The 22486-nt window shown below is 70.8% G+C and carries 22 protein-coding genes; 8 read left to right on the forward strand and 14 right to left on the reverse strand.

Annotation, left to right across the window (positions count from 1 at the left end; all coding sequences use genetic code 11):
- Nucleotides 1-46: 46 nt before the first annotated feature.
- The 6 genes from P5G46_RS03510 to P5G46_RS03535 all read right to left on the reverse strand — a co-directional run bounded on the left by P5G46_RS03510 (nucleotide 47) and on the right by P5G46_RS03535 (nucleotide 5957).
- Nucleotides 47-643 carry a septum formation initiator family protein gene (locus tag P5G46_RS03510; RefSeq protein ID WP_408904973.1) on the reverse strand — a complete coding sequence of 199 codons (597 nt, stop codon included), beginning with the start codon at nucleotides 641-643 and terminating at the stop codon, nucleotides 47-49.
- A gap of 176 nt (nucleotides 644-819) precedes the next feature.
- Complete coding sequence (gene eno, locus P5G46_RS03515; protein ID WP_239272930.1) at nucleotides 820-2100, reverse strand: phosphopyruvate hydratase; 1281 nt, start codon at nucleotides 2098-2100, stop codon at nucleotides 820-822.
- Nucleotides 2101-2253: 153 nt separating this feature from the next.
- The gene (locus tag P5G46_RS03520; RefSeq protein WP_375095423.1) at nucleotides 2254-2943 is read right to left on the reverse strand and encodes an O-methyltransferase; all 690 of its coding nucleotides are present in this window, start codon (nucleotides 2941-2943) and stop codon (nucleotides 2254-2256) included.
- A gap of 134 nt (nucleotides 2944-3077) precedes the next feature.
- A complete protein-coding gene (locus P5G46_RS03525) occupies nucleotides 3078-3893 on the reverse strand; it encodes an SGNH/GDSL hydrolase family protein (protein WP_408904974.1) in 816 nt (271 codons plus the stop codon).
- 50 nt (nucleotides 3894-3943) lie between these two features.
- The gene (gene hisS / locus P5G46_RS03530) at nucleotides 3944-5194 is read right to left on the reverse strand and encodes a histidine--tRNA ligase (RefSeq protein WP_408905275.1); all 1251 of its coding nucleotides are present in this window, start codon (nucleotides 5192-5194) and stop codon (nucleotides 3944-3946) included.
- A 172-nt stretch (nucleotides 5195-5366) separates the two neighbouring features.
- Nucleotides 5367-5957, reverse strand: a complete 591-nt coding sequence (locus tag P5G46_RS03535; protein ID WP_375095699.1) for a nucleoside triphosphate pyrophosphohydrolase — start codon at nucleotides 5955-5957, stop codon at nucleotides 5367-5369.
- A gap of 355 nt (nucleotides 5958-6312) precedes the next feature.
- On the opposite strand from P5G46_RS03535, the gene P5G46_RS03540 reads away from it, so the two are divergent.
- The gene (locus P5G46_RS03540) at nucleotides 6313-8985 is read left to right on the forward strand and encodes a phosphoenolpyruvate carboxylase (protein WP_408904975.1); all 2673 of its coding nucleotides are present in this window, start codon (nucleotides 6313-6315) and stop codon (nucleotides 8983-8985) included.
- A 30-nt stretch (nucleotides 8986-9015) separates the two neighbouring features.
- Here P5G46_RS03540 and P5G46_RS03545 read toward each other — a convergent pair whose 3' ends face one another.
- The 3 genes from P5G46_RS03545 to P5G46_RS03555 are packed head-to-tail and all read right to left on the reverse strand — an operon-like array spanning nucleotide 9016 to nucleotide 10325.
- Entirely contained in the window at nucleotides 9016-9615 is a 600-nt protein-coding gene (locus P5G46_RS03545; RefSeq protein ID WP_408904976.1) for a gamma carbonic anhydrase family protein, read from the reverse strand.
- Nucleotides 9616-9675: 60 nt separating this feature from the next.
- Nucleotides 9676-9891 (reverse strand): helix-turn-helix transcriptional regulator, encoded by a 216-nt coding sequence (locus tag P5G46_RS03550; RefSeq protein ID WP_239272867.1) that lies wholly within the window; start codon nucleotides 9889-9891, stop codon nucleotides 9676-9678.
- Complete coding sequence (locus P5G46_RS03555; protein ID WP_375095698.1) at nucleotides 9891-10325, reverse strand: hypothetical protein; 435 nt, start codon at nucleotides 10323-10325, stop codon at nucleotides 9891-9893. Before P5G46_RS03555 ends, P5G46_RS03550 begins: the two co-directional genes overlap by 1 nt.
- A gap of 89 nt (nucleotides 10326-10414) precedes the next feature.
- On the opposite strand from P5G46_RS03555, the gene P5G46_RS03560 reads away from it, so the two are divergent.
- Nucleotides 10415-11368 carry an NAD(P)-dependent alcohol dehydrogenase gene (locus P5G46_RS03560; RefSeq protein WP_408904977.1) on the forward strand — a complete coding sequence of 318 codons (954 nt, stop codon included), beginning with the start codon at nucleotides 10415-10417 and terminating at the stop codon, nucleotides 11366-11368.
- A 5-nt stretch (nucleotides 11369-11373) separates the two neighbouring features.
- Here the strand turns inward: P5G46_RS03560 and mfd are convergent, their stop codons facing one another.
- Nucleotides 11374-14970 (reverse strand): transcription-repair coupling factor, encoded by a 3597-nt coding sequence (mfd, locus tag P5G46_RS03565; protein ID WP_408904978.1) that lies wholly within the window; start codon nucleotides 14968-14970, stop codon nucleotides 11374-11376.
- A gap of 120 nt (nucleotides 14971-15090) precedes the next feature.
- On the opposite strand from mfd, the gene P5G46_RS03570 reads away from it, so the two are divergent.
- The 3 genes from P5G46_RS03570 to P5G46_RS03580 all read left to right on the forward strand — a co-directional run bounded on the left by P5G46_RS03570 (nucleotide 15091) and on the right by P5G46_RS03580 (nucleotide 16722).
- Entirely contained in the window at nucleotides 15091-15576 is a 486-nt protein-coding gene (locus P5G46_RS03570) for a hypothetical protein (protein ID WP_408904979.1), read from the forward strand.
- Nucleotides 15577-15688: 112 nt separating this feature from the next.
- The gene (locus P5G46_RS03575; protein ID WP_375095416.1) at nucleotides 15689-16216 is read left to right on the forward strand and encodes a hypothetical protein; all 528 of its coding nucleotides are present in this window, start codon (nucleotides 15689-15691) and stop codon (nucleotides 16214-16216) included.
- Between the two features lie 341 nt (nucleotides 16217-16557).
- Nucleotides 16558-16722, forward strand: a complete 165-nt coding sequence (locus tag P5G46_RS03580) for a hypothetical protein (protein WP_239272822.1) — start codon at nucleotides 16558-16560, stop codon at nucleotides 16720-16722.
- Between the two features lie 31 nt (nucleotides 16723-16753).
- Here the strand turns inward: P5G46_RS03580 and pth are convergent, their stop codons facing one another.
- Both pth and P5G46_RS03590 read right to left on the reverse strand, forming a co-directional pair.
- Nucleotides 16754-17335: an aminoacyl-tRNA hydrolase gene (gene pth, locus P5G46_RS03585; RefSeq protein ID WP_408904980.1), complete on the reverse strand. Its 582-nt coding sequence runs from the start codon at nucleotides 17333-17335 to the stop codon at nucleotides 16754-16756.
- A 104-nt stretch (nucleotides 17336-17439) separates the two neighbouring features.
- Nucleotides 17440-18078, reverse strand: coding sequence for a 50S ribosomal protein L25/general stress protein Ctc (locus P5G46_RS03590; protein ID WP_239272820.1), 639 nt, complete (start codon nucleotides 18076-18078; stop codon nucleotides 17440-17442).
- A 284-nt stretch (nucleotides 18079-18362) separates the two neighbouring features.
- Here P5G46_RS03590 and P5G46_RS03595 point away from each other — a divergent pair, with 284 nt between their 5' ends.
- Complete coding sequence (locus P5G46_RS03595; protein WP_275437739.1) at nucleotides 18363-18488, forward strand: hypothetical protein; 126 nt, start codon at nucleotides 18363-18365, stop codon at nucleotides 18486-18488.
- Nucleotides 18489-18564: 76 nt separating this feature from the next.
- Here the strand turns inward: P5G46_RS03595 and P5G46_RS03600 are convergent, their stop codons facing one another.
- Together P5G46_RS03600 and P5G46_RS03605 are read right to left on the reverse strand one after the other, a co-directional pair.
- A complete protein-coding gene (locus tag P5G46_RS03600) occupies nucleotides 18565-19566 on the reverse strand; it encodes a zinc-binding dehydrogenase (protein ID WP_408904981.1) in 1002 nt (333 codons plus the stop codon).
- An 83-nt stretch (nucleotides 19567-19649) separates the two neighbouring features.
- Complete coding sequence (locus P5G46_RS03605) at nucleotides 19650-21038, reverse strand: GntP family permease (protein WP_408904982.1); 1389 nt, start codon at nucleotides 21036-21038, stop codon at nucleotides 19650-19652.
- A 160-nt stretch (nucleotides 21039-21198) separates the two neighbouring features.
- On the opposite strand from P5G46_RS03605, the gene P5G46_RS03610 reads away from it, so the two are divergent.
- Nucleotides 21199-21870, forward strand: a complete 672-nt coding sequence (locus P5G46_RS03610) for a FadR/GntR family transcriptional regulator (protein ID WP_239272817.1) — start codon at nucleotides 21199-21201, stop codon at nucleotides 21868-21870.
- Nucleotides 21871-21916: 46 nt separating this feature from the next.
- A complete protein-coding gene (locus P5G46_RS03615) occupies nucleotides 21917-22432 on the forward strand; it encodes a gluconokinase (protein WP_239272816.1) in 516 nt (171 codons plus the stop codon).
- Nucleotides 22433-22486 lie beyond the last annotated feature (54 nt).

Here is a 22486-nt window from a genome sequence, read left to right on the forward strand (position 1 = left end):
CAGGGTACCCGGCGCCCCCGACGTCCGCGGCAGAAGAGGCGTGCGCTCACGGCGTCGGCGCCGGAGTGGGCGCGGGATCGGGCACGCCGATGGACGGCACGACGACCTGAGCCGCCCCGGCGGAGGTCACCGACCGCACGAGCTGCGACATCCAATCGGTGCGCGTCTGCTCGACGTCTTGCGAGACGTCCTGTTGTTCCTGGGGGGTCGCGGATGCCGGAAGATCGTCGTCGATGAGATACACGACCTCGCCCGGCAGTGTGTAGTAGAGCCGCTCCCGCGCCTGCGTGGTGATGTAGGCAGGGTCCGACCAGCGCTCACGCTGGGATTCCAGATCGGCGACTTCGTTCTGGCTGAGAGCCACGGCATTCTGCAGCGCGAGGATCCGCTGCCGCTGCTCCATGTACGTGCCGACGGTCGGGACCAGCACGAGGGTTCCGAGCACCACGAGGCCCAGCATGATGACGACGAAACCCGAGATGCGAAGCCCGCTCAGCCATTCGCGCACATCGACTCGGCGGGGCCGCGAGCGCTCGGCCTTCGGCGCCCCGGAGCGCTCCCGCGGCGACCGTGCCGAGCCGTGGGGCCCCGGCGCCGCGTCGTTCCGGCCTCGGGGACGGGTGGGGAGCGTCGGTCGATCCACGACGGCTCCTTCCTCGCCCGCCGCAAGGTACGCACCGCGGGCAGTGACCCAGCCTATGCGGCGCGGGGAAAGTGCCCCCGTGACGCGCCGCGCTCCCGGCATCCGCTCGGCGGATACCACGAACGACGGAGGGGGGGAGCCGCACGGCTCCCCCCTCCCAGAAACGCGGGTTGCGTTCAGCCCTTGAAACGGGGGAACGCGGACCGGCCGGCGAAGACGGCGGCGTCGCCGAGGTCTTCCTCGATGCGCAGCAGCTGGTTGTACTTCGCGACGCGCTCGCTGCGGGCGGGGGCACCGGTCTTGATCTGTCCGGCGTTCACCGCCACGGCGAGATCGGCGATCGTGGTGTCCTCGGTCTCGCCCGAACGGTGCGAGAGCATCGACGTGTACCCGGAGCGGGTGGCCAGGGCGATGGCATCCAGGGTCTCGGAGAGCGTGCCGATCTGGTTGACCTTCACCAGCAGCGAGTTGGCGACGCCGCGGTCGATCCCCTGCTGCAGGCGGGTGGGGTTGGTGACGAACAGGTCGTCGCCGACGAGCTGAACCTTCGAACCGATCGCGTCGGTCAGCTTCTTCCAGCCGTCCCAGTCGTCCTCGGCGAGGGCGTCCTCGATCGTGACGATCGGGAAGTTCGCGACGAGGTCGGCGAAGTAGTCGACGAGCTCGTCGACGCTCCAGGCCTTGCCCTCGACCGTGTAGACGCCGTCCTTGTAGAACTCGGTGGCGGCGACGTCGAGGCCGACGGCGATATCGGTGCCGGGGGTGAAGCCGGCCTTCTCGATCGCGCGGATCAGGAAGTCGAGACCCTCACGGTTGCTGGGCAGGTCGGGGGCGAAGCCACCCTCGTCGCCGAGACCGGTGGCGAAGCCGGCGGCCTTCAGCTCGCCCTTGAGGACGTGGTAGACCTCGGTGCCCCAGCGGAGGGACTCGCCGTAGGTGTCGGCGCCGATGGGCGCGAGGAAGAACTCCTGGAAGTCGATGCCGTTGTCGGCGTGCTCGCCACCGTTGATGACGTTGAACAGCGGCACGGGCAGCAGGTGGGCGTTGGGGCCGCCGAGGTAGCGGAACAGCGGAAGGTCGGCGCTGTCGGCGGCGGCCTTCGCGACCGCGAGCGACACGCCGAGGATGGCGTTGGCGCCGGTGCGCGACTTGTTGTCGGTGCCGTCGGTCTCGATCAGGATCTCATCGATGATGCGCTGCTCGCTGGCCTCGACGCCCTCGATGGCCGGACCCAGCTCGTCGACGACCGCGGCGACGGCCTTGAGCACGCCCTTGCCGTTGTAGCGGCTCTTGTCGCCGTCACGGAGCTCGTACGCCTCGAAGGCACCGGTGGATGCGCCGGAGGGGACGGCCGCGCGCTGAACGATGCCGTCGTCGAGGAGCACCTCCACCTCGACGGTCGGGTTACCGCGCGAATCCAGGATCTCGCGCGCGTTGACAGCCTCGATAAGTGCCACGAAGGACTCCTCGTTGGTTCTGGGTGTGAGAGGGCGGAGCGTCGTCGGTCCGCTTCGAGTCTAGTGATCACGGTCGCCGCTCGTGTGGCCGGGTCCGCGCGCCGCCTGGCACTCGACGCCGGACGCGGCTGCGGGACGGGAACACGCGGGCGGTCAGGACGACACGGACGGGACCTCGGATGCCACGGCGTCCGTCAGCACGGCCACGGCGAGACCGTCCCACCCCTTGCGGTCGAGCGTCTGCAGGGCCGTCGCATCGAATCGCGGGTCCTCCCCCAGCATCACGACGCCCGCGCGGGCACCGGCGACCTTCGTGTCCCCCGGGGGCGGGTCGGCGACCGCGCCGGCACGCACGACGTTGTCCAGAACCACCACCGTGCCGGGCCGCCCCAGCCGAGCGGCCCAGTCGAGGTAGCCGGGATTGGACTCCTTGTCGGCGTCGACGAAGACGAAGTCGAAGGGGTCCTCGCCCACGAGGGTGGGAAGCACGTCGAGACCTCGGCCCACGCGGATGTCCACACGGTCGGCGACCCCGGCACGCTCGAGGTTGGCCCGGGCGATGCCCGCGTTGCGCTCCTCGGCCTCGATCGTGACGACCCGTCCGCCCTCGGGGAGCGCGCGGGCGAGCCAGATCGTCGAGTACGCACCGAGGGTGCCGATCTCCAGCACCCGTCGGGCACCGCTGATGCGAACGAGGAGGTGCAGAAGCTTGGCGTTGACCGGCGCCACCTCGATCGCCGGGAGTCCGGCGTCCTGCTGCGCGGCGAGCGCGGCATCCAACGCGGGATCCGCACCGATGAGAGTCTCGGTCAGAAAGGCATCGACATCGTCGTGGAGGGGCACGTTCTCAGCCTGACGGCCCGGACCGCGCCGGTCAACGGCGGCGTGGGACGGAGGCCGGATGCCATGACCCCGGGGCCGCGATCGCAGCGGTGTCCGGGGGCGCCGGTGCGGGAGCCGAGCGGCCGGAGGGCGGTCTAGTCCCGGCCCGCCGCCGCCGGGGATTCCGCGGTCAGGGCGGCGAGAACCGCGGGGAGGAGTGCGTCTGCGGTCCGCCGGTAACCGAGCGCGCTGGGATGGAAGCGGTCGACACTGAACATCTCGTCGGGGCGTTCGGCGAAGACCGGACCGACCGCCCGTGCGAGAGGGACGACACGCCCGCCCGCCCGGCGCACCGCGGCGGCCTGAGCGGCGGCCAGTTGACGCGACGACCGCGCCGCGAGGGCCCGCAGCGGCTGCGGGATCGCGCGCAGCGTGCCCAGATCGGGACAGGTGCCGACCACGACGGGCACTCCCCCACCGCGGAGGGTGCGCACGACGGCTTCGAGTTGCGCCGCCGCACGCGCGGCCGGAACACGGTGCGTGACGTCGTTGCCTCCGACGACGATGACGGCGACGTCCGCGCGGTAGCCGTCCGGGAGGCCGTCGAGTTGCCCGGCGAGCGCCGACGTCTCGGCTCCGACCACCGCCGCCGTGTGCAGCCGCACCGACCGACCCTGAGCGCGGGCGATGCCCTTCGCGAGGCGCGCGCCGAGCGTGTCGCGCCGATGGCCGGCGCCCAGACCCGCCGCGATCGAATCGCCGAGCAGAAGGAGCTCCAGCGGCGGCCCCGGATGCTTCTTGCGGCGCCACACCCGGTCGGCATCCAGAGCCTGCTCTCCGAGCGGCTTCCCGATGCGTCGCCGCGCGATCGCGGCCTGACGGACGATGAGCGTGCGCACGCCCACCGCGGCGGCGCCGACGAGCGCCGCCGACGAAGCGGCCGCGACGGTGATCGGACGGCGTGTGCGCATGAGGCGATCTCACCGCGCGGCGGTGAACGGGCGGTGACGCGACCGCCGGGTCAGTCGAGCGGCTTGATCTCGAGGGATTCCGCGGTGGTGTCCGCGCTCACGGTCGCGAAGGACATGTATCCGTCCGCCCGCGAACGCTCGAGCAGGGCCTTGAGGTTCTTGGAGCGCTGCTCGAGCCGCACCCGCGTCCCGGCGGACACGAGATCGGCTTTCAGTCGCAGCAGCGTCGTGAGCGGCACATCGCGGTCGTGCACGAGCACGAGCGAACGAGACCCGGAGTCCTCGGCATCCTGGAGCAGATCGACGATGCGCTCGAACCCGATGGAGAAGCCCACGGCGGGCACGTCCTGTCCGAGGAAGCGGCCGATCATGCCGTCGTACCGGCCCCCGCCCCCGAGCGAGTAGTCGACGCTCGGGTGCGCGAGCTCGAAGATCGTGCCGGTGTAGTACCCCATCCCGCGGACGAGGAACGGGTCGAACCGCAGGGGGGCGTCGGCACCACGCGCGGCGGCGACCGTCTCGCCGAGTCCGACCAGGTGTTCGACGACGTCGTCCGGGATGCCGGCGGGCAGGGCCGCACGGATCCCGGCGTCGTCGAAGGCGGTGTCCGCGGCCTGCGGACGGTCGAGGTAGGCGGCGAACGCGTCGACCGCGGCGGCGGTCGCGCGGCGCTCGCGCAGCTCAGCGACCACGCCCGAAGCACCGACCTTGTCGAGCTTGTCGATGGTGATGAGCACGCCCGGCCGCTCGTCCGGGGCGAAGCCGAAGACATCCAGCATCGCGTCGAGCGCGCGGCGGTCGTTCACCCGGATCGTGCCGCCCTCGAGGCCCAGCGCGTCGAGCACGTCGAGGCTCGCCGTCATCAGCTCGGCCTCGGCGCGCGGCGTCGCGTCGCCGATGATGTCGATGTCGCACTGCACGAACTGGCGGTAGCGCCCCTTCTGCGGGCGTTCGGCCCGCCACACGGGCGCCATCTGAATGGCTCGGAACACCGAGGGCAGCTGCGCGCGGTGGGTCGCGTAGAAGCGCGCCAGCGGAACGGTCAGGTCGTAGCGCAGACCCAGGTCGGCCAGGGCGGCGGGGTCATCGGCCGCGGCGCGGATCGCCTCGGCATCCAGTCCGCGCTTGAGCACGCTGAAGGACAGCTTCTCGTTGTCGCCGCCGATACCGGCGTGCAGACGCCCGTACTCCTCGACCACCGGGGTCTCGATCTCGTCGAAGCCGTGCGCGCGATAGCGCTCGCGGATGACGGCGAGCACGCGCTCGCGCCGGGCCTTGTCAGCGGGGAGGAAGTCGCGCATGCCGCGCGGCGGGTTCACGGATGCCACGGCTCCATTGTTCCAGGCCCCGCACCGCCCCTCGTCCGGCCCGGCCCCGTCCGGCCCGGCGCCGAACGCACACGATGCGGTCGAACGCACACGATGCGGGAGGCGCGAATGTATGCGTTCGACCCGATCGTGTGCTCTCGCGCGGCTACTCGGCGGCGCGGACCTCGGCGCGCAGGGCGCGGAGGCGACCCCGGAGGGCGCGGTCGGCATCCCAGCCGTGCTCGCGGGCGAGCTGCACCAGGGCGAGCAACGCGTCGCCGAGCTCGGACTCGTCGGCGGGAGCCAGGGGCGCACGGCCCGCAGCCACACCCACCTGCGCGGCTTTGCCGAGCACCTTCTGTGCCAGCGCGAGGGAGGGCATGTGGTCGGAGACGCCGTCCAGCACGCTCGTGCGCTCGCGCTTCTCGGCCGCCTTCGCGGCGTTCCAGTGCACCAGCACCTCTTCCGGGGTGGATGCCACGGCGCCGGCGAACACGTGAGGATGGCGGCGCACCATCTTCTCGGTGAGACCACGCGCCACGTCGTCGATGTCGAACGGATCCACGGGATCGCCGGCCGCGATCTCGGCATGGAAGAGCACCTGCCAGAGCAGGTCGCCGAGCTCTTCCCGCAGATCGGCCCGCGTGCCGGACTCGACGGCGTCGATCACCTCGGCACTCTCCTCGACCAGGTACGCCACGAGGTCGCGGTGGTCGATCGTTCGCGTCCACGCGCAGCGTTCCCGCACCGCCCGCATCGTCTCGGCGGCCTGCCGCAGGGCGTCCTCGCTCACGGCCCCTCCTCCCGCGGCATCCGTGCACCGCTGTCCCGAGTATCCCCCGACTTTCCGTCGCCCGCCGAGGCCCGTCACAACTCCTGAAGATTCCGCCTTCCGACGCGGCGCGCGGTCGCCCGTCGATGGCGTGCCGGAGTTGTGCCGGGCCCCGGGGCGACTCGGCGAAGGAGATTCCGGATGCCATCACCCCCGCGGGCGCGAAATGCTGCGGCATCCGCAGCCTGACGTCGGACAATCTCCTGCGTTGCGTCCTCGCGACGGGGCGGGAGGGACCCGTGTCATCTGGGCGCAACGCGACGCAACTACTCTGGGGCGTGTGCGTGAACTGACCCCGACCGAGGCGATCGACCTCGTGGGCCGCTTCGAAGCCGGCCAGGAGCTTCCCGAGCAGATGCGTGCCGATGTGCGCCTCCTCGGCTCGCTGCTGGGCCGTGTGCTGCGAGAGAGCGGCTCCCCCGGCCTGTACGACGACGTCGAGAAGCTGCGGACCGCAACGATCCAGGCCTACACCGACGAGACGCCCGAGGCGTTCGAGCGGGCTGCGGACATCGCCGACGGGTTCTCGATCTCCCGCGCCGACGAGGTCGCGCGTGCGTTCACCGCGTACTTCCACCTGGTCAACCTCGTCGAGGAGCACCAGCGCGTGCGTGTGCTGCGCGAGCGCGGCGACCGCCCGTCGCGCTCGGGCACGCCCGACACGATCGCCGCCGCGTTCGAGCGCCTGTCGAGCGAGGTGGGTGAGCAGACGGCGCTGTCGCGCCTGCAGGCGCTGCGTTTCCACCCGGTCTTCACCGCCCACCCCACCGAGGCTCGGCGCCGGGCGATCTCGACCAGCATTCGGCGGCTCTCGGAGCTGCTCGGCGAGCACGACGCCGCCGGCGACAACGCCGGTGAGACGCGCCGCACCGAACGTCGCATGCTCGAAGAGATCGACACGCTGTGGCGTACCGCGCCCCTGCGCCGCGAGAAGCCCTCCCCGGTCGACGAGGTGCGCTCGGTCATGGCGGTGTTCGACGAGACGCTGTACACCGCCGTCCCGCGCGTGTACCGCCGCATCGACGACATCCTCCAGGGCGACGACTCGGGGGCCAAGGCCCCCATCGTCAAGCCGTTCGTCCGCGTCGGTTCGTGGGTCGGCGGCGACCGCGACGGCAATCCCTTCGTCACGGCATCCGTGACCCGCAAGGCCGCCGCGATCGCGAGCGAGCACGTGCTCCTGGGCCTGGAGCGCACGACCCAGCGCGTCGGGCGCGGCCTCACGCTGGATGCCGAGACCACGCCGCCCAGCGACGCCCTGGTCTCGCTGTGGCACCGTCTGCGCGCCGCCGACGAGGACGCCGCGGCGGAGATCGCCGAGCGCTCCCCCGCGGAGCCGCACCGCCGGATCCTGCTACTCATCGCGCGCAAGATCGCCGCGACCCGCACGCGCAACGCCGACCTCGCCTATCGTGACCCCGAGCACCTGCTCGCCGACCTGCGCACGGTGCAGGACTCCCTCGTCGCCGCGGGTGCCGCGCGCCAGGCCTACGGTGCGCTGCAGCGGCTGGTGTGGCAGGTCGAGACCTACGGCTTCCACCTCACCGAGCTCGAGGTGCGCCAGCACTCCGCCGTGCACCGAAAGGTGCTCGACGAGCTCCGCGCGGGTGGCGAGCGCAGCGAGCTGGCCGACGAGGTGCTCGAGGTCTTCCGCTCGATCGCCTACGTGCAGGAGCGCTTCGGTCCCCGCGCGGCCGGCCGGTACATCGTCTCGTTCACGCAGTCGGCCGAAGACCTGGCGAACGTCCACGAGCTCGCGACGTACGCGATGGGCCCGGGCGAGCCGCTGCCCGTGCTGGACGTCATCCCGCTGTTCGAGACCTTCGCCGACCTGCAGGCGGCCCCCGGCATCCTGGCCCAGATCGTCGAGCACCCCGCGTTCGTCCGACGACTGGATGCCACGAACCGCCGCCTCGAGGTCATGCTCGGCTACTCCGACTCGTCGAAGGACGTCGGTCCGGTGGCCGCGAACCTCGCGCTGTACGAAGCGCAGGCGAAGATCTCGACGTGGGCGCAGGCCGAGGGCATCGAGCTGACACTGTTCCACGGACGCGGCGGAGCGCTCGGCCGCGGCGGCGGCCCGGCCAACTCCGCGATCCTCGCTCAGCCGCCGCACTCCGTCGACGGTCGGTTCAAGCTCACCGAGCAGGGCGAGGTCATCTTCGCCCGCTACGGCGACCCCGACATCGCGATGCGCCACATCGACCAGGTCGCGGCGGCCGTGCTCACGGCATCCTCCCCCTCGATCGAGCGCCGCAACCGTGGTGCGGCCGAGGCGTTCGCCGACGTCGCCGCCACGATGGACGTCGCCTCCCGCGAACGCTTCTTCGCCCTCGTGAAGGCCCCCGGCTTCGCACCCTGGTTCGCCACCGTCACGCCGATGGAGGAACTGGGCCACCTCGCGCTCGGGTCGCGACCGGCGCGCCGCGGCCTGTCGGTGGAGTCCCTCGAAGACCTCCGCGCCATCCCGTGGGTGTTCTCGTGGACGCAGGCACGCATCAACCTGGCGGGCTGGTTCGGTCTCGGCACCGCGCTGGACGCGGTGGGCGACGAGCACCGCCTCCGCGACGCGTACGAGCAGTGGCCGCTGTTCCGCACGATGATCGACAACGTCGCCATGAGCCTCGCGAAGGCCGACGCGCGCATCGCGCGCCGCTATCTGGCGCTGGGCGACCGCGACGACCTCGCCGACCTCGTCATGGACGAGATGCTCCTGACCCGTTCGTGGGTCGAACGCATCACGGGCGGCGCCCTGCTGGAGAACAAGCCGGTCCTCCAGCGTGCCGTGAAGATGCGCAGCCCGTACGTCGATGCCCTGTCACTGCTGCAGCTGCGTGCACTCCGGGCTCTCCGCGATACGCAGGCCGAGAACGCGACACCGGATGCCGAGCACCAGCGCCTCCTGCTGCTGTCGGTGAGCGGCGTGGCCGCCGGCCTGCAGAACACCGGCTGAGCGGCATCCCGGCGAGACCGCCGTCCCGCTTCAGTCGAGACGGCGGTCGGCCGCGTGGCGCGCGAGGCTGCGCCCATAGCGCTCGGTGAGCTGCACCATGAGATCCGGCGTCTCGCGGTCGAGACCGAAGACGTAGCCGGGGAAGTCGAGCTCCTTCTGGGCGGCCCAGATCTCGTCGTGCCGGTCGGGCGGGAGGATCCGCAGGGGATCGCCGACGGCCACCCATCCGATCGGCACGACCGTTTCGCGGGGCAGGACGGTCCGGAGGTGGACGACCGCGTTGATGCGGACCTCGGATCGGTCACCGATCTCGGCGCCGTTGAAGACGCGCGTGCCCGTGGCCAGGAACACCTCGTCACCGATCTCCGCACCCGCGACGCTTGCCATCGGACCGATGAGGGTGTGCGCCCCCACGTGCACCGCGTGAGTGGAGCTGGCGCGCAGGAGGGCGTTCTCCATCACGATGGTGTTCTCCCCCAGCACGATCCGGCTCCCCTCGGCGGTGATGACCGCGCCGTGGAGGACCTGGCATCCCGGGCCGATCGTGACATCGCCACTGACGACCGCAGTGGGCGCCACGACGGCGTCGGGATGGATGCGGGGCTCGGCCCCGAGATGAGCGAAGCGCATGAGCGGCGTCCTTCCCCTCGATGGGCGTCAGCGTAGTCCCGCGACCGGTCCGCGGCGAGATCACCCGCGGTCGTACGAGAAGACGTCGTCGATGCCCACCCCGAACTCCGCGGCGATCTGGAACGCCAGTTCGAGACTGGGCGAGTAACGGCCCTGCTCGATCGCGATGACCGTCTGACGCGTCACGCCCAGCCGCCGCGCGAGTTCCGCCTGCGTCATGCCGGAGGTGTCGCGGTGGTCGCGGATCGCGTTGCTCACCCGCGTGGGCTTGGCCATCACGGCATCCCCCGGCGGTACAGCGCCAGACGGGCCATGCTGCCGATGATCGCCGAGAGCGCGAAGCCGGCGTACACCGCGTTGGCGATCCAGAACCACGGCGCCTGCACGGCGCACAGCACGAGGGCCGCGAGTCCTCCGAAGACCAGGAACGCCTGACCGACGCGGTCCCCCAGGGTGGCGATCTCGCGGTCTCGGACGTCGGACCGGTGGTCGGTCTCGGGATCCCGCCGCGACAGGACGATGCCCCACACGATGCTGAGCACGATGGCGACGACGATGCTGGCGACGATCGTGGATGCCATGGGCCACACCCAGTCGATGCGGTCGACGGGGGTGTCGCGAGAGGCCCACAGCATCCACACGACGTACACGGCGATGCCGGGCACGCTGGCGATCAGCCCCGCCCAGGTGTTGCGCTCTTCGAACGACATCACGCCTCCATGTAAAGAAAACTTGACATCACGACCCTAGGAGGGGCACCATCCGGTGTCAAGAATATTTGACATCGAGGAGAGCTCTCATGGACATGAACGCCGCGGTCGTTCACCGCTACGGCCCACCCGAGGTGGTCCGGATCGAGCGCCGCCCCCGCCCGCGCGCCACCGGCGGAGACGTCGTCGTCGAGGTCGCCGCCGCTTCGGTCAACAGCGGCGACGCTCGCATCCGCGCCGCGCGCTTTCCCCCGGGCTTCGCTGTTCCCGGACGCCTCGCCCTCGGGCTGCGAGGCCCCCGTCGCCCCGTGCTGGGCATCGCCCTGTCGGGCCGGGTGGTCGAGACAGGACCGAAGGCGACCGGTGTGCGGCCGGGTGATCGTGTGTGCGGGATGACGGACATGCGCATGGGCGCACACGCGCAGTACGTCGCGCTTCCCCACGACCGCCTCGTCGCGGTCCCCGACCACGTCGGTGACGACGAGGCCGCGGCCGTCCTGTTCGGCGGTACGACCGCCCTGTGGTTCCTGCGCGACCGCGCCCGACTGCAGGCGGGTGAGCGCGTGCTCGTGATCGGGGCCGCCGGCGCGGTCGGCAGCCACGCGGTGCAGATCGCCCGGACTCTGGGCGCGGAGGTCACGACGACCTCCAGCGCCGCGAACACCGCACTGCTCACGCGTCTCGGCGCCCATCGCACCCTCGACCGCGCGACCACTCCGCTCACCGACCTCGGTGAGCGGTACGACGTCGTCTTCGACACCGTGGGCGTGCTCCATCCCCGAGACGCCGATGCGCTCCTCACGCCGGGCGGACGCCTCCTCTTGGCCGCGGCGACGCTCGGCGAGACGATCACCGCCCGGGGACGCGTCCTCACCGGCACCGCGGGGTCAGGGCGCGACCTCGTGAGCGCGCTGGTCGAGCGGGTCGCCGACGGCACGCTGACCCCGGTGATCGAAGCCTCCCTGCCGCTGGATCGGATCGTCGAAGCGCACGCCCGGGTGGACTCCGGCCACAAGGTGGGCACGATCCTGGTGCGCCCCTAGCGGGCTCACGCCGGCGCCGTCTCCGACTCCTTCGCGGCGGGCAGGGGCCACAGCGCGTCGAGGAGCTGTCGCACCCACGCGATGAGGTTCGTGTCGTCGGCATTCTGCGGGAGGGGGACGACCAGGGCATCCCCGCTCGCGACCAGCTTCGCCTTCGGGTACAGGCGCTGCAGGCGCACACGCATAGAGTCGGCGAGGTTCGCCGGGGCGATACGCAGGTTCGACCCCATCGCCACCACATCGGCGAGACCGGCCTGCGCGGCACGGCGTCGCAGACGGGCGACGGCGACGAGGCCCTCCACCTCGGTCGGCGGCTCTCCGTACCGGTCGCGGAGTTCATCGACGACCAGGTCGATCGCGTCGTCCTTCGCCGTGGCGGATGCCGCGGCCGACAGCTTCTGATAGGCCTCGAGCCGCAGGCGCTCGCTGTCGATGTAGGTCTCGGGCAGGCGCGCATCGACCGGAAGCTCGAGGCGCAGCTCGGTGGGCCCCTCGGTGTCCTCGCCGCGGAACGTCGCGACGGCTTCGCCGATCATGCGCAGATAAAGGTCGAAACCGACGCCGGCGATGTGCCCGGCCTGCTCGGCGCCCAGCAGGTTGCCCGCACCGCGCAGCTCGAGGTCTTTCAGAGCCACCTGCATACCGCTGCCGAGGTCGTTGTTCACCGCGATCGTCTCGAGGCGGTCGGCCGCGGTCTCCGACAGCGGCTTCATCTCGTCGTACAGGAAGTAGGCGTACGCGCGTTCGCGCCCGCGGCCCACCCGACCGCGCAGCTGATGCAGCTGCGACAGGCCGTACTTGTCCGCGCGATCGATGATGATCGTGTTCGCGTTGGCTATGTCCAGCCCCGTCTCGATGATCGTGGTCGACACGAGCACGTCCGCGCGGCGCTCCCAGAAGTCGTCGACGACCTGCTCGAGCTGGTGCTCCCCCATCTGCCCGTGCGCGACGACGATGCGGGCCTCGGGCACCAGCTCGGCCAGATGCGCCGCGACGCGCTGAATCGACGAGACGCGGTTGTGAACGTAGAACACCTGCCCCTCGCGCAGCAGCTCGCGGCGGATGGCCGCGGCGATCTGCTTGTCGTTGCGCGGCCCCACGTAGGAGAGGATCGGATGCCGGTCCTCCGGCGGCGTGGCGAGGGTGGACATCTCGCGGATGCCGGTGACGGCCATCTCCAGCGTGCGGGGAATCGGGGTCGCGCTCATCGCGAGGATGTCGACGTTCGTCTTGAGCTTCTTCAGCGCGTCTTTGTGCTCGACACCGAAACGCTGCTCCTCGTCGATGATCATGAGCCCGAGGTCCTTGAACAACACCTTCTCGGTGAGGATGCGGTGCGTGCCGATGACCATGTCGACCGTGCCGTCGGCGAGGCCGGCGATCGTGTCGCGGGCCTCCTTGTCGGTCTGGAAGCGCGATAGCGGGCGGACCTTCACCGGGAACCCCGCGAAGCGCTCGGCGAAGGTCTCGAGGTGCTGCTTGACCAGGAGCGTCGTCGGCACGAGCATCGCGACCTGCTTGCCGTCTTGGATCGCCTTGAAGGCGGCCCGCACGGCGACCTCGGTCTTGCCGAACCCCACGTCGCCCGAGAGCAGTCGATCCATGGGGATGGGCTTCTCCATGTCGGCCTTGATCTCGTCGATCGTCTGCAGCTGATCCTGCGTCTCGGCGAACGGGAAGGCCTCTTCGAGCTCGCGCTGCCACGGGGTGTCGGGGCCGAAGGCGTACCCCTTGGCCGCCATCCGGGCGGAGTACAGCTTGACCAGTTCGACCGCGATGTCGCGCACGGCCCTGCGCGCGCGCCCCTTCGCGGCGGCCCAGTCGCTGCCGCCCATCTTCGACAAGGTGGGTGCTTCACCGCCGACGTACTTCGAGAGCAGGTCGAGCTGGTCGGTCGGCACGAACAGCTTGTCGCCCGGGTAGCCGCGCTTGGACGGCGCGTACTCGAGGACCAGGTACTCCTTGGTCGTCTTGACGGCGTTGCGCCCCCCGCTGGACACTTCGCGGCGAGTGAGCTCGAGGAACTTCCCGATCCCGTGGGTGGCGTGCACGACGACATCGCCGGGCTTCAGCTGCAGCGGATCCACGACGTTGCGTCGCCGCGACGCGAGCTTCTTGACGCCGCGGTTGTCTCCGCCCACCGCGCGACCGTAGAACTCGGTCTCGGTGATCACGGCGAACTTCGTCTCGGTCAGCTCGAAGCCGCGCTCCAGGGGTGCGCACACGATGTGCGCGACCCCGGGCTCCGGGGGCGACAGCACCGCATCGACCCGGCGTGCCGCGATCCCCCGCTCGGCGAGCACGTCGCGTGCGCGGTCGACGAGCCCCGGACCGGATGCCGTGACCACGACGGCCCACCCCTCGGCGAGGAGTTCGCCGACGTGGGCGGTCGCGCCCTCGACGTTCCCCTGGAACGAAGGCACCGGGTCGGCCTTCACGCGGTGCGTGGAATCGTCGACGACGACGAGACCCTCGGCCTCGGCATCCGCCGCTCCGGAGTCGAAGGCGCTGAGTCTCCACCAGACGCCGCCACGGCCCCCGGCGATCTCGCGGAGATCGTCGAGCGTGACGAAATCACCGGCGCCCAGATCGACCGGCGTGTCGGCCCCTGCGGTCGCCGCGGACCACGCCGCCTCGAGGAACTCACGGTTCGTGTCACCGAGCGTCGTCGCCCGCGCGAGTGAGCGCTCGGGGTCGACCAGGGCGACCGCGCTCCCCTCGGGCAGGTAGTCGACGATGGTGGTGAGATCGTCGATCAGCACCGGGATGAGTGACTCCATCCCCTCGGCGGGGATGCCCTCGGCCATCTTCTCCAGCAACTGTCGGAGGCCGGGGTACCCGTCGCGGAGCTCGGCGGCACGCGCGCGCACGGCCGGCGTCAGGAGGAGTTCGCGGCTCGGCACGAGCGACACCTCGGTGACCTCGCCGGGGAGCGACCGCTGGTCGGCGACCGAGAACGCGCGGATCTGGTCGACCTCGTCGCCGAAGAACTCGACGCGGTAAGGATGATCGGCAACGGGCGGGAACACGTCGAGGATGCCACCCCGCACGGCGAATTCGCCCCGGCGCGAGACCATGTCGACGCGGTGGTAGGCCAGCTCCACCAGCCGTGTGATCACCGCATCGAGCTCGCTCCCGCGACCACCGACACGCAGTTCGACCGGCTCGACGGCACCGAGTCCGGGAGCCAGGGGCTGCAGAGCGCTTCGGACGGAAGCGGTGACGACGAGGGGCGTGACGCCGTCCCACGCCGCGATGCGGCGCAACACATCGAGCCGGCGGCCGACCGTCTCGGGACTGGGACTCAAGCGCTCGTGGGGCAGCGTCTCCCATGCCGGAAAGTGCAGCACCTGGGCTCCGGGCATCACGGCATCCAGGGCAGGACCCAGAGACTCGGCTCGGCGGCCGGTCGGCGCGACGACGAGAACGGCACCGGGGGCTCCGCCGGAGCGACGGTGCTCGAGGAGGGCGGCGATGACGGGCGCATCGAGCCCGTCGATGACCGAGAGAGACAGATCGGAGGAGGCCGCCGAAGCGGCGTCCCGGTACGACTCAGCCTGCTCGAGGGCGCGAACGATCCCGGGAACTGTCACTCGACCCATCCTACGCGGGGGCACCGACACCGGCTCCGATGCGGGCGACGGCTCAACGTGCCCGCGCGCACACCGGCCCGGGCGTCACGGCTCCTTCGCCGACGGCGGCTCGCCTCGTACAGTGGCCTCATGTCCTCGCCCGATGCCCCCGGCGGTCCGATCTTCACGGCTCCTCACGCGGCTCCCCCGGCCGGCGCTCTGTTGACCGCGCCGCCCGTCGTCCGGCGACGCCGCCCGATGGGGGCGGTTGCGCTGACGTTGTCGATCCTCGCCGGGGTGGTGGCATCCGGGGTGGCCGGCTTCGCCGCTTTCGGTATCGCCCGCGGCGCGGGCACCGAGTTCGTCGCGCGCGGTGGCCAGGCGGTGGACTGGCGTCTGCTGTCTCCCGTGCGCGACCTCGTGCTGGTGGCGGAGATCGCCCTGTGGTCGGGGACCGTCCTCGGAGTGGCCGCCCTGACCCTGGGCATCGTCGCCACCGTGCGCAACTCCGGCCGCGCCTCGGGTATAGCGGCGATCGTGATTTCCGCGCTCGGGCCGTTCCTGTTCGCGGGGCTCGTGCTCCTGGCCGTCGCGGCCGGCGCCGGTGCGACGACGGGCTCGGGGACGCCGATCTAGCCGCCTACCGGCTCTTTCGCGATCCGTCCACCCCGTCCGGGACATCCACGGCCCCTCCCTAGGCTTTCGACGACGAGGGCGCCCGTGCCCTCGACGACCACAGGAGGACACCGTGAGCAGCACACCGCCGCCCCCCGAGCCGTACGACACCCCGCCCGTCACACGCGCGGAGGCAGCACAGAGCGGATACCCCGCGGCTTCGGCCGGATACGCCGCTCCCGCACCCACCGCACCGGCAGGACGCGCGAAAGGGTCGCGCGGACTCGGTCTCATCGCTTTCGTGGTGTCGCTCGCGGCGGTCGTCATCGGCTCGATCCTCGCCCTCCTCGGTGGGATCCAGAGCGGCAGCCTGGCGCAGTTCGCCGACGTGGCGAACGGCACGGCGACTCTCGACCCCGAGACCCTGCCCGAAGCGGCGAACCAGATCGGTCTCGCCGCCGGCGCCCTGTCGGTCTCGGCCTTCCTCGTGTGGGGCGTCCTCGCCCTGTGGGGCCTGATCCAGGGCATCGTCGCCGCGGTGAAGAACCGCGGTCGCGGTTGGGCCATCGCCGCCATCATCCTCGCCGTCCTCGGCGGTGGCGTGGTGCTGGTCGTGTTCGGCATCGGCGCCGTCATCGGAGCCGCTCCCTACGCACAGTGATGCGCGGGCCCGTGAGGCCCGTCTCTCGAGAGCCCCGGTCATGGCCGGGGCTCTTCTGCGTACGCCGCCGCGGGCCGCGGGCGGCCACCCCTCCTCCACAGTCCGGAGTCGTGCGCTACTTCTCCACAGATTGAGATGACCGCGCGTGCCGGTACTCGTGAACTCCTAACCTCGCGGGAATGCGACCGACCGACCGACACCCTGACCGGGCACGGCTGCCCGCGCAACGCCCGACGGTCACCACCGCACCGCACGACCCCTCCTCGGGGTGGGCAGAGCACGGACCGCGGGCTCTGAGGCCCTCTCGCCGCGTTCCTTTCCTCGTGTGCGGGTCCGGCAGCGTGATCCTGTTCGCCCTCGCCTTCGCGCTGCGTCGCGGCGAGGACCGTCTCCTCGACGACGTGGGCGCCTATTGCTGCCTCGCCGCCTGCCTCGCGGGTGTCGCCGCCGGGATCTTCGGGACGGTCACCCTGGCGCGCGCCCTTCGCCAGCGGAGATCGGACTGACGACGGCATCCCTCCGGCCGCCGGAGGACACTCAGCGGGGCGCGTGGAAGCGCTGTTGCGCTGCGAGCAGTCCCTCTTCCACGAGCGTCTCGACCGCATCCGCCGCATCCGACACGAGGAGGGGAAGCGTCTGCCGCTCCTTCGCCCCGAACGGATCGAGCACCCAGTCCGCCGGGTCCTGACGGCCGACCGGCCGGCCGATTCCGACGCGGACCCGAGGGAATTCGGGCGTCGCGAGCGCTTTGGCGACATCGCGCACGCCGTTGTGCCCGCCGTGTCCGCCGCCGGTCTTGAGCTTGATCGTGTCGAACGGGATGTCGAGCTCGTCGTGGACGACGACCACGCGCTCCGGGTCGACCGCGTAGAAGCGCGCGAGCCCCGAGACGGGGCCGCCCGAGACGTTCATGAAGCTGTTCGGCTTCGCCAGGATGAGCTTCGCTCCCCCGGGACGCACCCAGGTCTCCACGACGCGCGCATTCGCCTTGTGCGCGCGGAAGGTCTCCCGGCGACGGGCGGCGAGTTCGTCGACGACCATCTGGCCCACATTGTGCCGGGTCGCCTCATACCGTGGCCCGGGATTGCCGAGACCGACGATGAGCCAGGTGTCCGCCATGGCATCCATCCTTCCGGATCCGTCCGCGGACCCTGATACGACGAACGAGGGGGCGTATGCACGCCCCCTCGTCGTTACCGGACCGCTCCTGCGGTCCGCGAGCCTCAGTTCTGGTCAGCCTCAGAAGCCGCCTCGGACTCCTCGGACTGCTCCTCGGCCACCTCGGCGTCGGCCTCGGCGATCTCTTCCTCGGCGGCAAGGGTGTCCAGCGGAACCGAAACGCCCACGATGAGGGTCTCGGGCTCGGTCACCAGTGCGGCACCCGCGGGCAGCACCAGGTCGGCCGCGGTGATCTGCGTGCCGTCTTCGGCGCCCTCGACGTCGACCTCGATGGTCTGGGGGATGTGCGTGGCCTCGACCTCGAGCGACACCGTGGCCGTGTCGAGCATGGCGACGGTGCCCGAGAAGGGCTCACCGACGACGACGACGGGAACGTCGACGGCGACCTTCTCGCCCTTGCGGACGACGAGCAGGTCGATGTGCTCGACGATCTGGCGTACCGGGTCCTTCTGGACGTCCTTGACGAGCGTCAGCTGGCTCTTGCCGTTGATGTCGAGGTCGAGCAGCGCGTTGGCGCGGCGGATCAGCAGCGACACCTGGTGGCCCGGCAGCGCGACGTGCTGCGGCTCGGTGCCGTGCCCGTAGATGACGGCAGGGATCTTGCCGGCGGCGCGCAGACGGCGGGCGAAGCCCTTGCCGAAGTTCTCGCGCACCTCGGCGACGACCTTGTTGTCTTCCGACATGATGTTCTCCTCGCGGGCACGGGTCCCGCAGCTTGGGAGCGGACGGAGTCCGCGCGTATGTGGTCTGGATTCGACTCGAACGCGAGCGCGTGAGGAAAGCCGGGAGCCTGCATCACCGCGTCGATCACGGATGCCACGCACACCCGCCGGGCGCACGGCGATGCATCCCTCGCCGAAGTTCCCCGAAAGTCTACCAGCGACCCGTCCCGCGTTCGACCCGCACTCAGAACGCCTCCGAGGGCCCCGATAGAATCGAGCGAAGCCCCACGGACCGGAGGAACACCATGGACAGCGACTTCTTCTCTCACGTCTTGCTCTGGGTCGTCGGCGCGATCACGCTCGTGGGCGGGGTCGGCGTGGTCGGCGCCCTGTTCTCGATGGGACGTCACTCCGGCTACAACAAGCACTGACCGCTCCCCGCAGACATCGCGAACGGCGCCGGCTCTAGGGGCACGGCGCCGTTCGCACGTCAACGAAGCGGAGCGCTCACAGCACGAGCAGCACCTTCCCGGAGGCGTCGGAGTCCCGAGCCGTGGCAAAGGCGGCGGCCGCTTCCGCGAGAGGGTACTCGTGCGTGATCGCGGCCTCGATGACGGGGTGCTCGGCGAGGAGTCGAATAGCGGCATCGATCTCGTCCGCGAAGCGGAAGCTCCCCAGGTAGCGGACCTCTTTCGCGATGAACGGCGCGAGGTTCACGGGACGCTCCGCATCGGGCAGCATCCCGACCTGCACCACGACGCCCGCCGCCCGCACGGCCCGCAGCGCCGCCGAGATGGACTGGGGGGCACCGGAGCACTCCAGCACCACGTCGAACGCCCCCGCGTCCAGTTCCTCGGTCCGTACGTCCACGGTGTGCGAAGCACCCAGGACACGGGCCCGGGCCAGCGGTCCGGGCAGCACGTCGGTGGCGGTGACCTCGGCTCCCGCGGCTACCGCGGCAGCGACAGCCATGAGTCCGATCGGGCCCGATCCGGTCACCAGCACCCGGGCGCCGGCGACGGGCCCGGCCACGCCGAGCGCGTGGAGGGCGACCGCGAGCGGTTCGGCGAGCGCGGCCCGGCGAGCCGTGACGCCCTCGGGGAGAACACGGATCATGCCCCGGTCGACGACGAGGTACTCCGCCGCCGCCCCCTGCGTGTGGGGCCACGTGGAGGCGCTGCCCAGGTACGACCCGCCCGGCCACAGGTGCGGGGCACCTTCGAGACCGGGCCGGGGGCGGCCGAATTGCGCCGGGTGCACCGTGACCGGGGTACCGGCCGCCCACTGTCCCGTCGGATCATGGTCGATCCGCCCCGCGAGCTCGTGGCCGGGGATGAGCGGCTCGCGCACGACGAATGCACCGTTCGCCCCGTGGAAGTAGTAGTGCAGGTCGGAGCCGCAGATCCCCACGTACTCGACGCGGATACGGACTTCGTCCTCCGCGGGCTCGGGAACGGCGATCTCGCGGACCTCCGCCTCGAGGGCGGCATCGATGAACAGCGCGTGCATGCTTCGTGCTCTCCACAGACGAGGGCGGTCATGCCATCGTCGACGACGACGTTCCGGTCCGAGCGGCTCATGAGTCCTCCCGGTCAGATGACGGCGCCGATGCCGAACACGATCAGCGCCGCGAGGAAGCCGAGAACCGACTCGATCGCCTGCTGAACGGTCCAGGTCTTCAGCGTCGTCTTGACGTCCATGCCCATGAGGCGGCCGACGAGCCAGAACCCGGAGTCGTTGACGTGCCCCGCGAACACCGAACCCGCGGCGGTGGCGAGCGTGATGGCCGCGATCTGCAGGGGCGAGAAGTCCCCGGCCATGACGGCGGGGGCGGCCAGACCCGCGGCGGTGACGAGCGCGACGGCCGCCGAGCCCTGTGCCAGACGGAGCACGACGGCGATGATGTAGGCCGCCACGATGACCGGCAGACCGAGATCACCGAGGCTGTCGGCGAGCGCGTCGCCGATCCCCGAGGCGCGCAGCACGGCACCGAACATTCCGCCGGCGCCGGTGATGAGGATGACGGATGCCACCGGGCCGAGCGAGGAGTCAACGACCTTCTCGATCGCGGTGCCCTTCTCGCCGCGGCGGAAGCCGAAGACGATCGTCGCCACGATGACCGTAATGAGCAGCGCCACGGCCGAGTTGCCCAGCAGGATGAGCACCTGCACCCAGGTGTCGTCGGTGGAGACCGCACCCGCGCTGGCGAGGGTCGACAGGCCCGTGTTCAGGAAGATGAGGAACATCGGCAGCAGCAGAACCGCGATGACGGTGCCCGGCTTGGGCGGGTTGACCGGCTGGTCGTCGTCCATGTCGCCGAAGAGCGCGGGGACCGGCAGCTGAATGCGCTGGGCGACGAACTTCCCCCACAGGTAGCCCGAGACGTACCAGACGGGGAAAGCGATGATGAGGCCCACCAGCAGGACGATTCCGAGATTCGCCCCGTACAGCTCACTCGCGCTCACCGGTCCGGGGTGCGGCGGCAGGAAGACGTGCATGACCGAGAAGGCGGCCGCCGCGGGGAGACCGAACAGCAGCACGTTCGTGCGCGAGACGCGCCGCGCGATGGCGAAGATGATCGGCAGCATCATGACCAGGCCGGCGTCGAAGAACATCGGGAAGCCCAGGACGAGCGAGGTGATTCCGAGTGCGAACGGCGCCCGTTTCTCGCCGAAGATGCGCACGAACATCTCCGCGAGCGCTCGCGCACCGCCGGAATGCTCGATCAACCGCCCGAGCATGGCCCCGAGGGCGACCAAGAGCGCCACGGTGCCGAGGGTTCCCCCGAAGCCGCCGGTCAGCGTGGTCACGATCGCCGAGACCGGGATGCCGGCGACGAACGCCGTCACGAGCGACACGATGATGAGGGCGAGGAAGGCGTGCACCTTCAGCCAGATGATGAGGACGAGAATGAGCGCGATCGCTCCCGCCGCGATGGCCAGCAGCGGAGCTGTGCCGAGTGTTTGGGTCCAGTCGTCCAAGAAGATCTCCGTCGATTCAGGATGGTCAGGCAACGCCGCACGCAAGCGCGTCGCGCAGCTTCCGCCGGGGGCGCCGCACGATCTTCACACAATGATCATATTTTTGGCAAGATATGGTCGTACCTAAGGAGGGGTTATGGCCCGAGCCTCGCATGGCTCCGTGACGGACGCGATCGGCGCCCGGATCGCGGACGGTGACCTCGCGCCGGGCACGGTCCTCACCCTCGGCGGCCTCGAAGCCGAGTACGGCGTCTCCCGGACCGTGGTGCGAGAGTCCGTGCGGGTTCTGGAGGCCATGGGTCTGGTCGAACAGCGCCGCCGCGTCGGGGTCACCGTGCGACCGCCGAGTGCGTGGAGCGCACTGGACACGCGCCTCATCGGCTGGCAGCTCGCCGGCCGTCGTCGCGATCAGCTGATCGTCAACACCACGGAGCTGCGCGCGGGGATCGAACCCATCGCGGCGCGGCTGAGCGCGCAACGTTCCACCGACGTGCAGCGGCGGGAGATCCTTCGTCTCGCGGACGAGCTCGCGCGTCTCGGCGCCGAGGGGCGCGGCGACTCCCCCGAGTACCTGGAGGCGGACATCGCCTTCCACGACCTCATCCTCGTTTCGAGCGGGAACCTCATGCTCGCGGCGGCTCGGGCCCCCATCGCGGCGGCGATCGAAGGCCGCTCGCTGCACGGGCTCACTCCCGGGGTTCCCAACCCGGAGGCCCTCCACAATCACATCGAGACCGCCGCGGCCATCGGACGCGCCGATCCCGACGCCGCGGAAGAGCACACCCGCCGCTACGTCGCCGCGGTCCTCACCGAGGTCCGACGCAGCATCTGATCGCCCCCGTGCGGCATCCACCGCACCTCGACGAAGAGAGAGTTCCTTGGACAGCACCACCCCCGTCCTGGTCTTCATGGGCCCCGCCGGCACCGGCAAGTCCACCGTCGCCGCCCTCCTCGCCGGTCGTCTCGGCTGGGACCTGCAGGAAGGCGACGACCTGCACCCCGCCGCCAACGTCGCGAAGATGGCAGCCGGTCACGCGCTCAACGACGACGACCGGTGGCCATGGCTCGATCGGGTCGCCGCCTGGATCGACGGCCAGATCGCCGCGGGCCGCCCCGGCGTCATCACCTGCTCTGCCCTGAAGCGCAGCTACCGTGATGTGCTGCGCCGTGACGACGTGACGTTCGTGCTCCTGATGGGCGACCCCGCCCTCGTGCTCGAGCGCCTGCTGCGCCGCCAGGGGCACTTCATGCCGCCGGCCCTCCTCACCTCGCAGTTCGACACCCTGCAGGTGCCGGATGCCGACGAGCGGGCCATCCACATCGACCTGGACATGACGCCGCAGGAACAGGTGGACGCCATCCTCACGCGTCTGCACCTACAGGCCGAGGCCTGATCCGCGGCGAACCGAGCCGATACAGTGGCGGGGGTGCGCGACTCCCGTCCGCCC

This window comes from Microbacterium mcarthurae (genome assembly GCF_046064585.1).
GTDB lineage: Bacteria > Actinomycetota > Actinomycetes > Actinomycetales > Microbacteriaceae > Microbacterium > Microbacterium mcarthurae.

What these genes read in the sequence shown, in the direction of transcription:
- P5G46_RS03600 (WP_408904981.1), bottom strand. Translation starts at nt 19,566, where the DNA reads ATGCACGCGCTGTTCATCGATGCCGCCCTCGAGGCGGAGGTCCGCGAG.
- P5G46_RS03595 (WP_275437739.1), top strand. Translation starts at nt 18,363, where the DNA reads ATGGACAGCGACTTCTTCTCTCACGTCTTGCTCTGGGTCGTCGGCGCG.
- P5G46_RS03555 (WP_375095698.1), bottom strand. Translation starts at nt 10,325, where the DNA reads ATGTCGTTCGAAGAGCGCAACACCTGGGCGGGGCTGATCGCCAGCGTG.
- P5G46_RS03560 (WP_408904977.1), top strand. Translation starts at nt 10,415, where the DNA reads ATGGACATGAACGCCGCGGTCGTTCACCGCTACGGCCCACCCGAGGTG.
- mfd (WP_408904978.1), bottom strand. Translation starts at nt 14,970, where the DNA reads ATGGGTCGAGTGACAGTTCCCGGGATCGTTCGCGCCCTCGAGCAGGCT.
- pth (WP_408904980.1), bottom strand. Translation starts at nt 17,335, where the DNA reads ATGGCGGACACCTGGCTCATCGTCGGTCTCGGCAATCCCGGGCCACGG.
- P5G46_RS03545 (WP_408904976.1), bottom strand. Translation starts at nt 9,615, where the DNA reads ATGCGCTTCGCTCATCTCGGGGCCGAGCCCCGCATCCATCCCGACGCC.
- P5G46_RS03535 (WP_375095699.1), bottom strand. Translation starts at nt 5,957, where the DNA reads ATGCGGGCGGTGCGGGAACGCTGCGCGTGGACGCGAACGATCGACCAC.
- P5G46_RS03550 (WP_239272867.1), bottom strand. Translation starts at nt 9,891, where the DNA reads ATGGCCAAGCCCACGCGGGTGAGCAACGCGATCCGCGACCACCGCGAC.
- P5G46_RS03570 (WP_408904979.1), top strand. Translation starts at nt 15,091, where the DNA reads ATGTCCTCGCCCGATGCCCCCGGCGGTCCGATCTTCACGGCTCCTCAC.
- P5G46_RS03590 (WP_239272820.1), bottom strand. Translation starts at nt 18,078, where the DNA reads ATGTCGGAAGACAACAAGGTCGTCGCCGAGGTGCGCGAGAACTTCGGC.
- P5G46_RS03525 (WP_408904974.1), bottom strand. Translation starts at nt 3,893, where the DNA reads ATGCGCACACGCCGTCCGATCACCGTCGCGGCCGCTTCGTCGGCGGCG.
- hisS (WP_408905275.1), bottom strand. Translation starts at nt 5,194, where the DNA reads ATGCGCGACTTCCTCCCCGCTGACAAGGCCCGGCGCGAGCGCGTGCTC.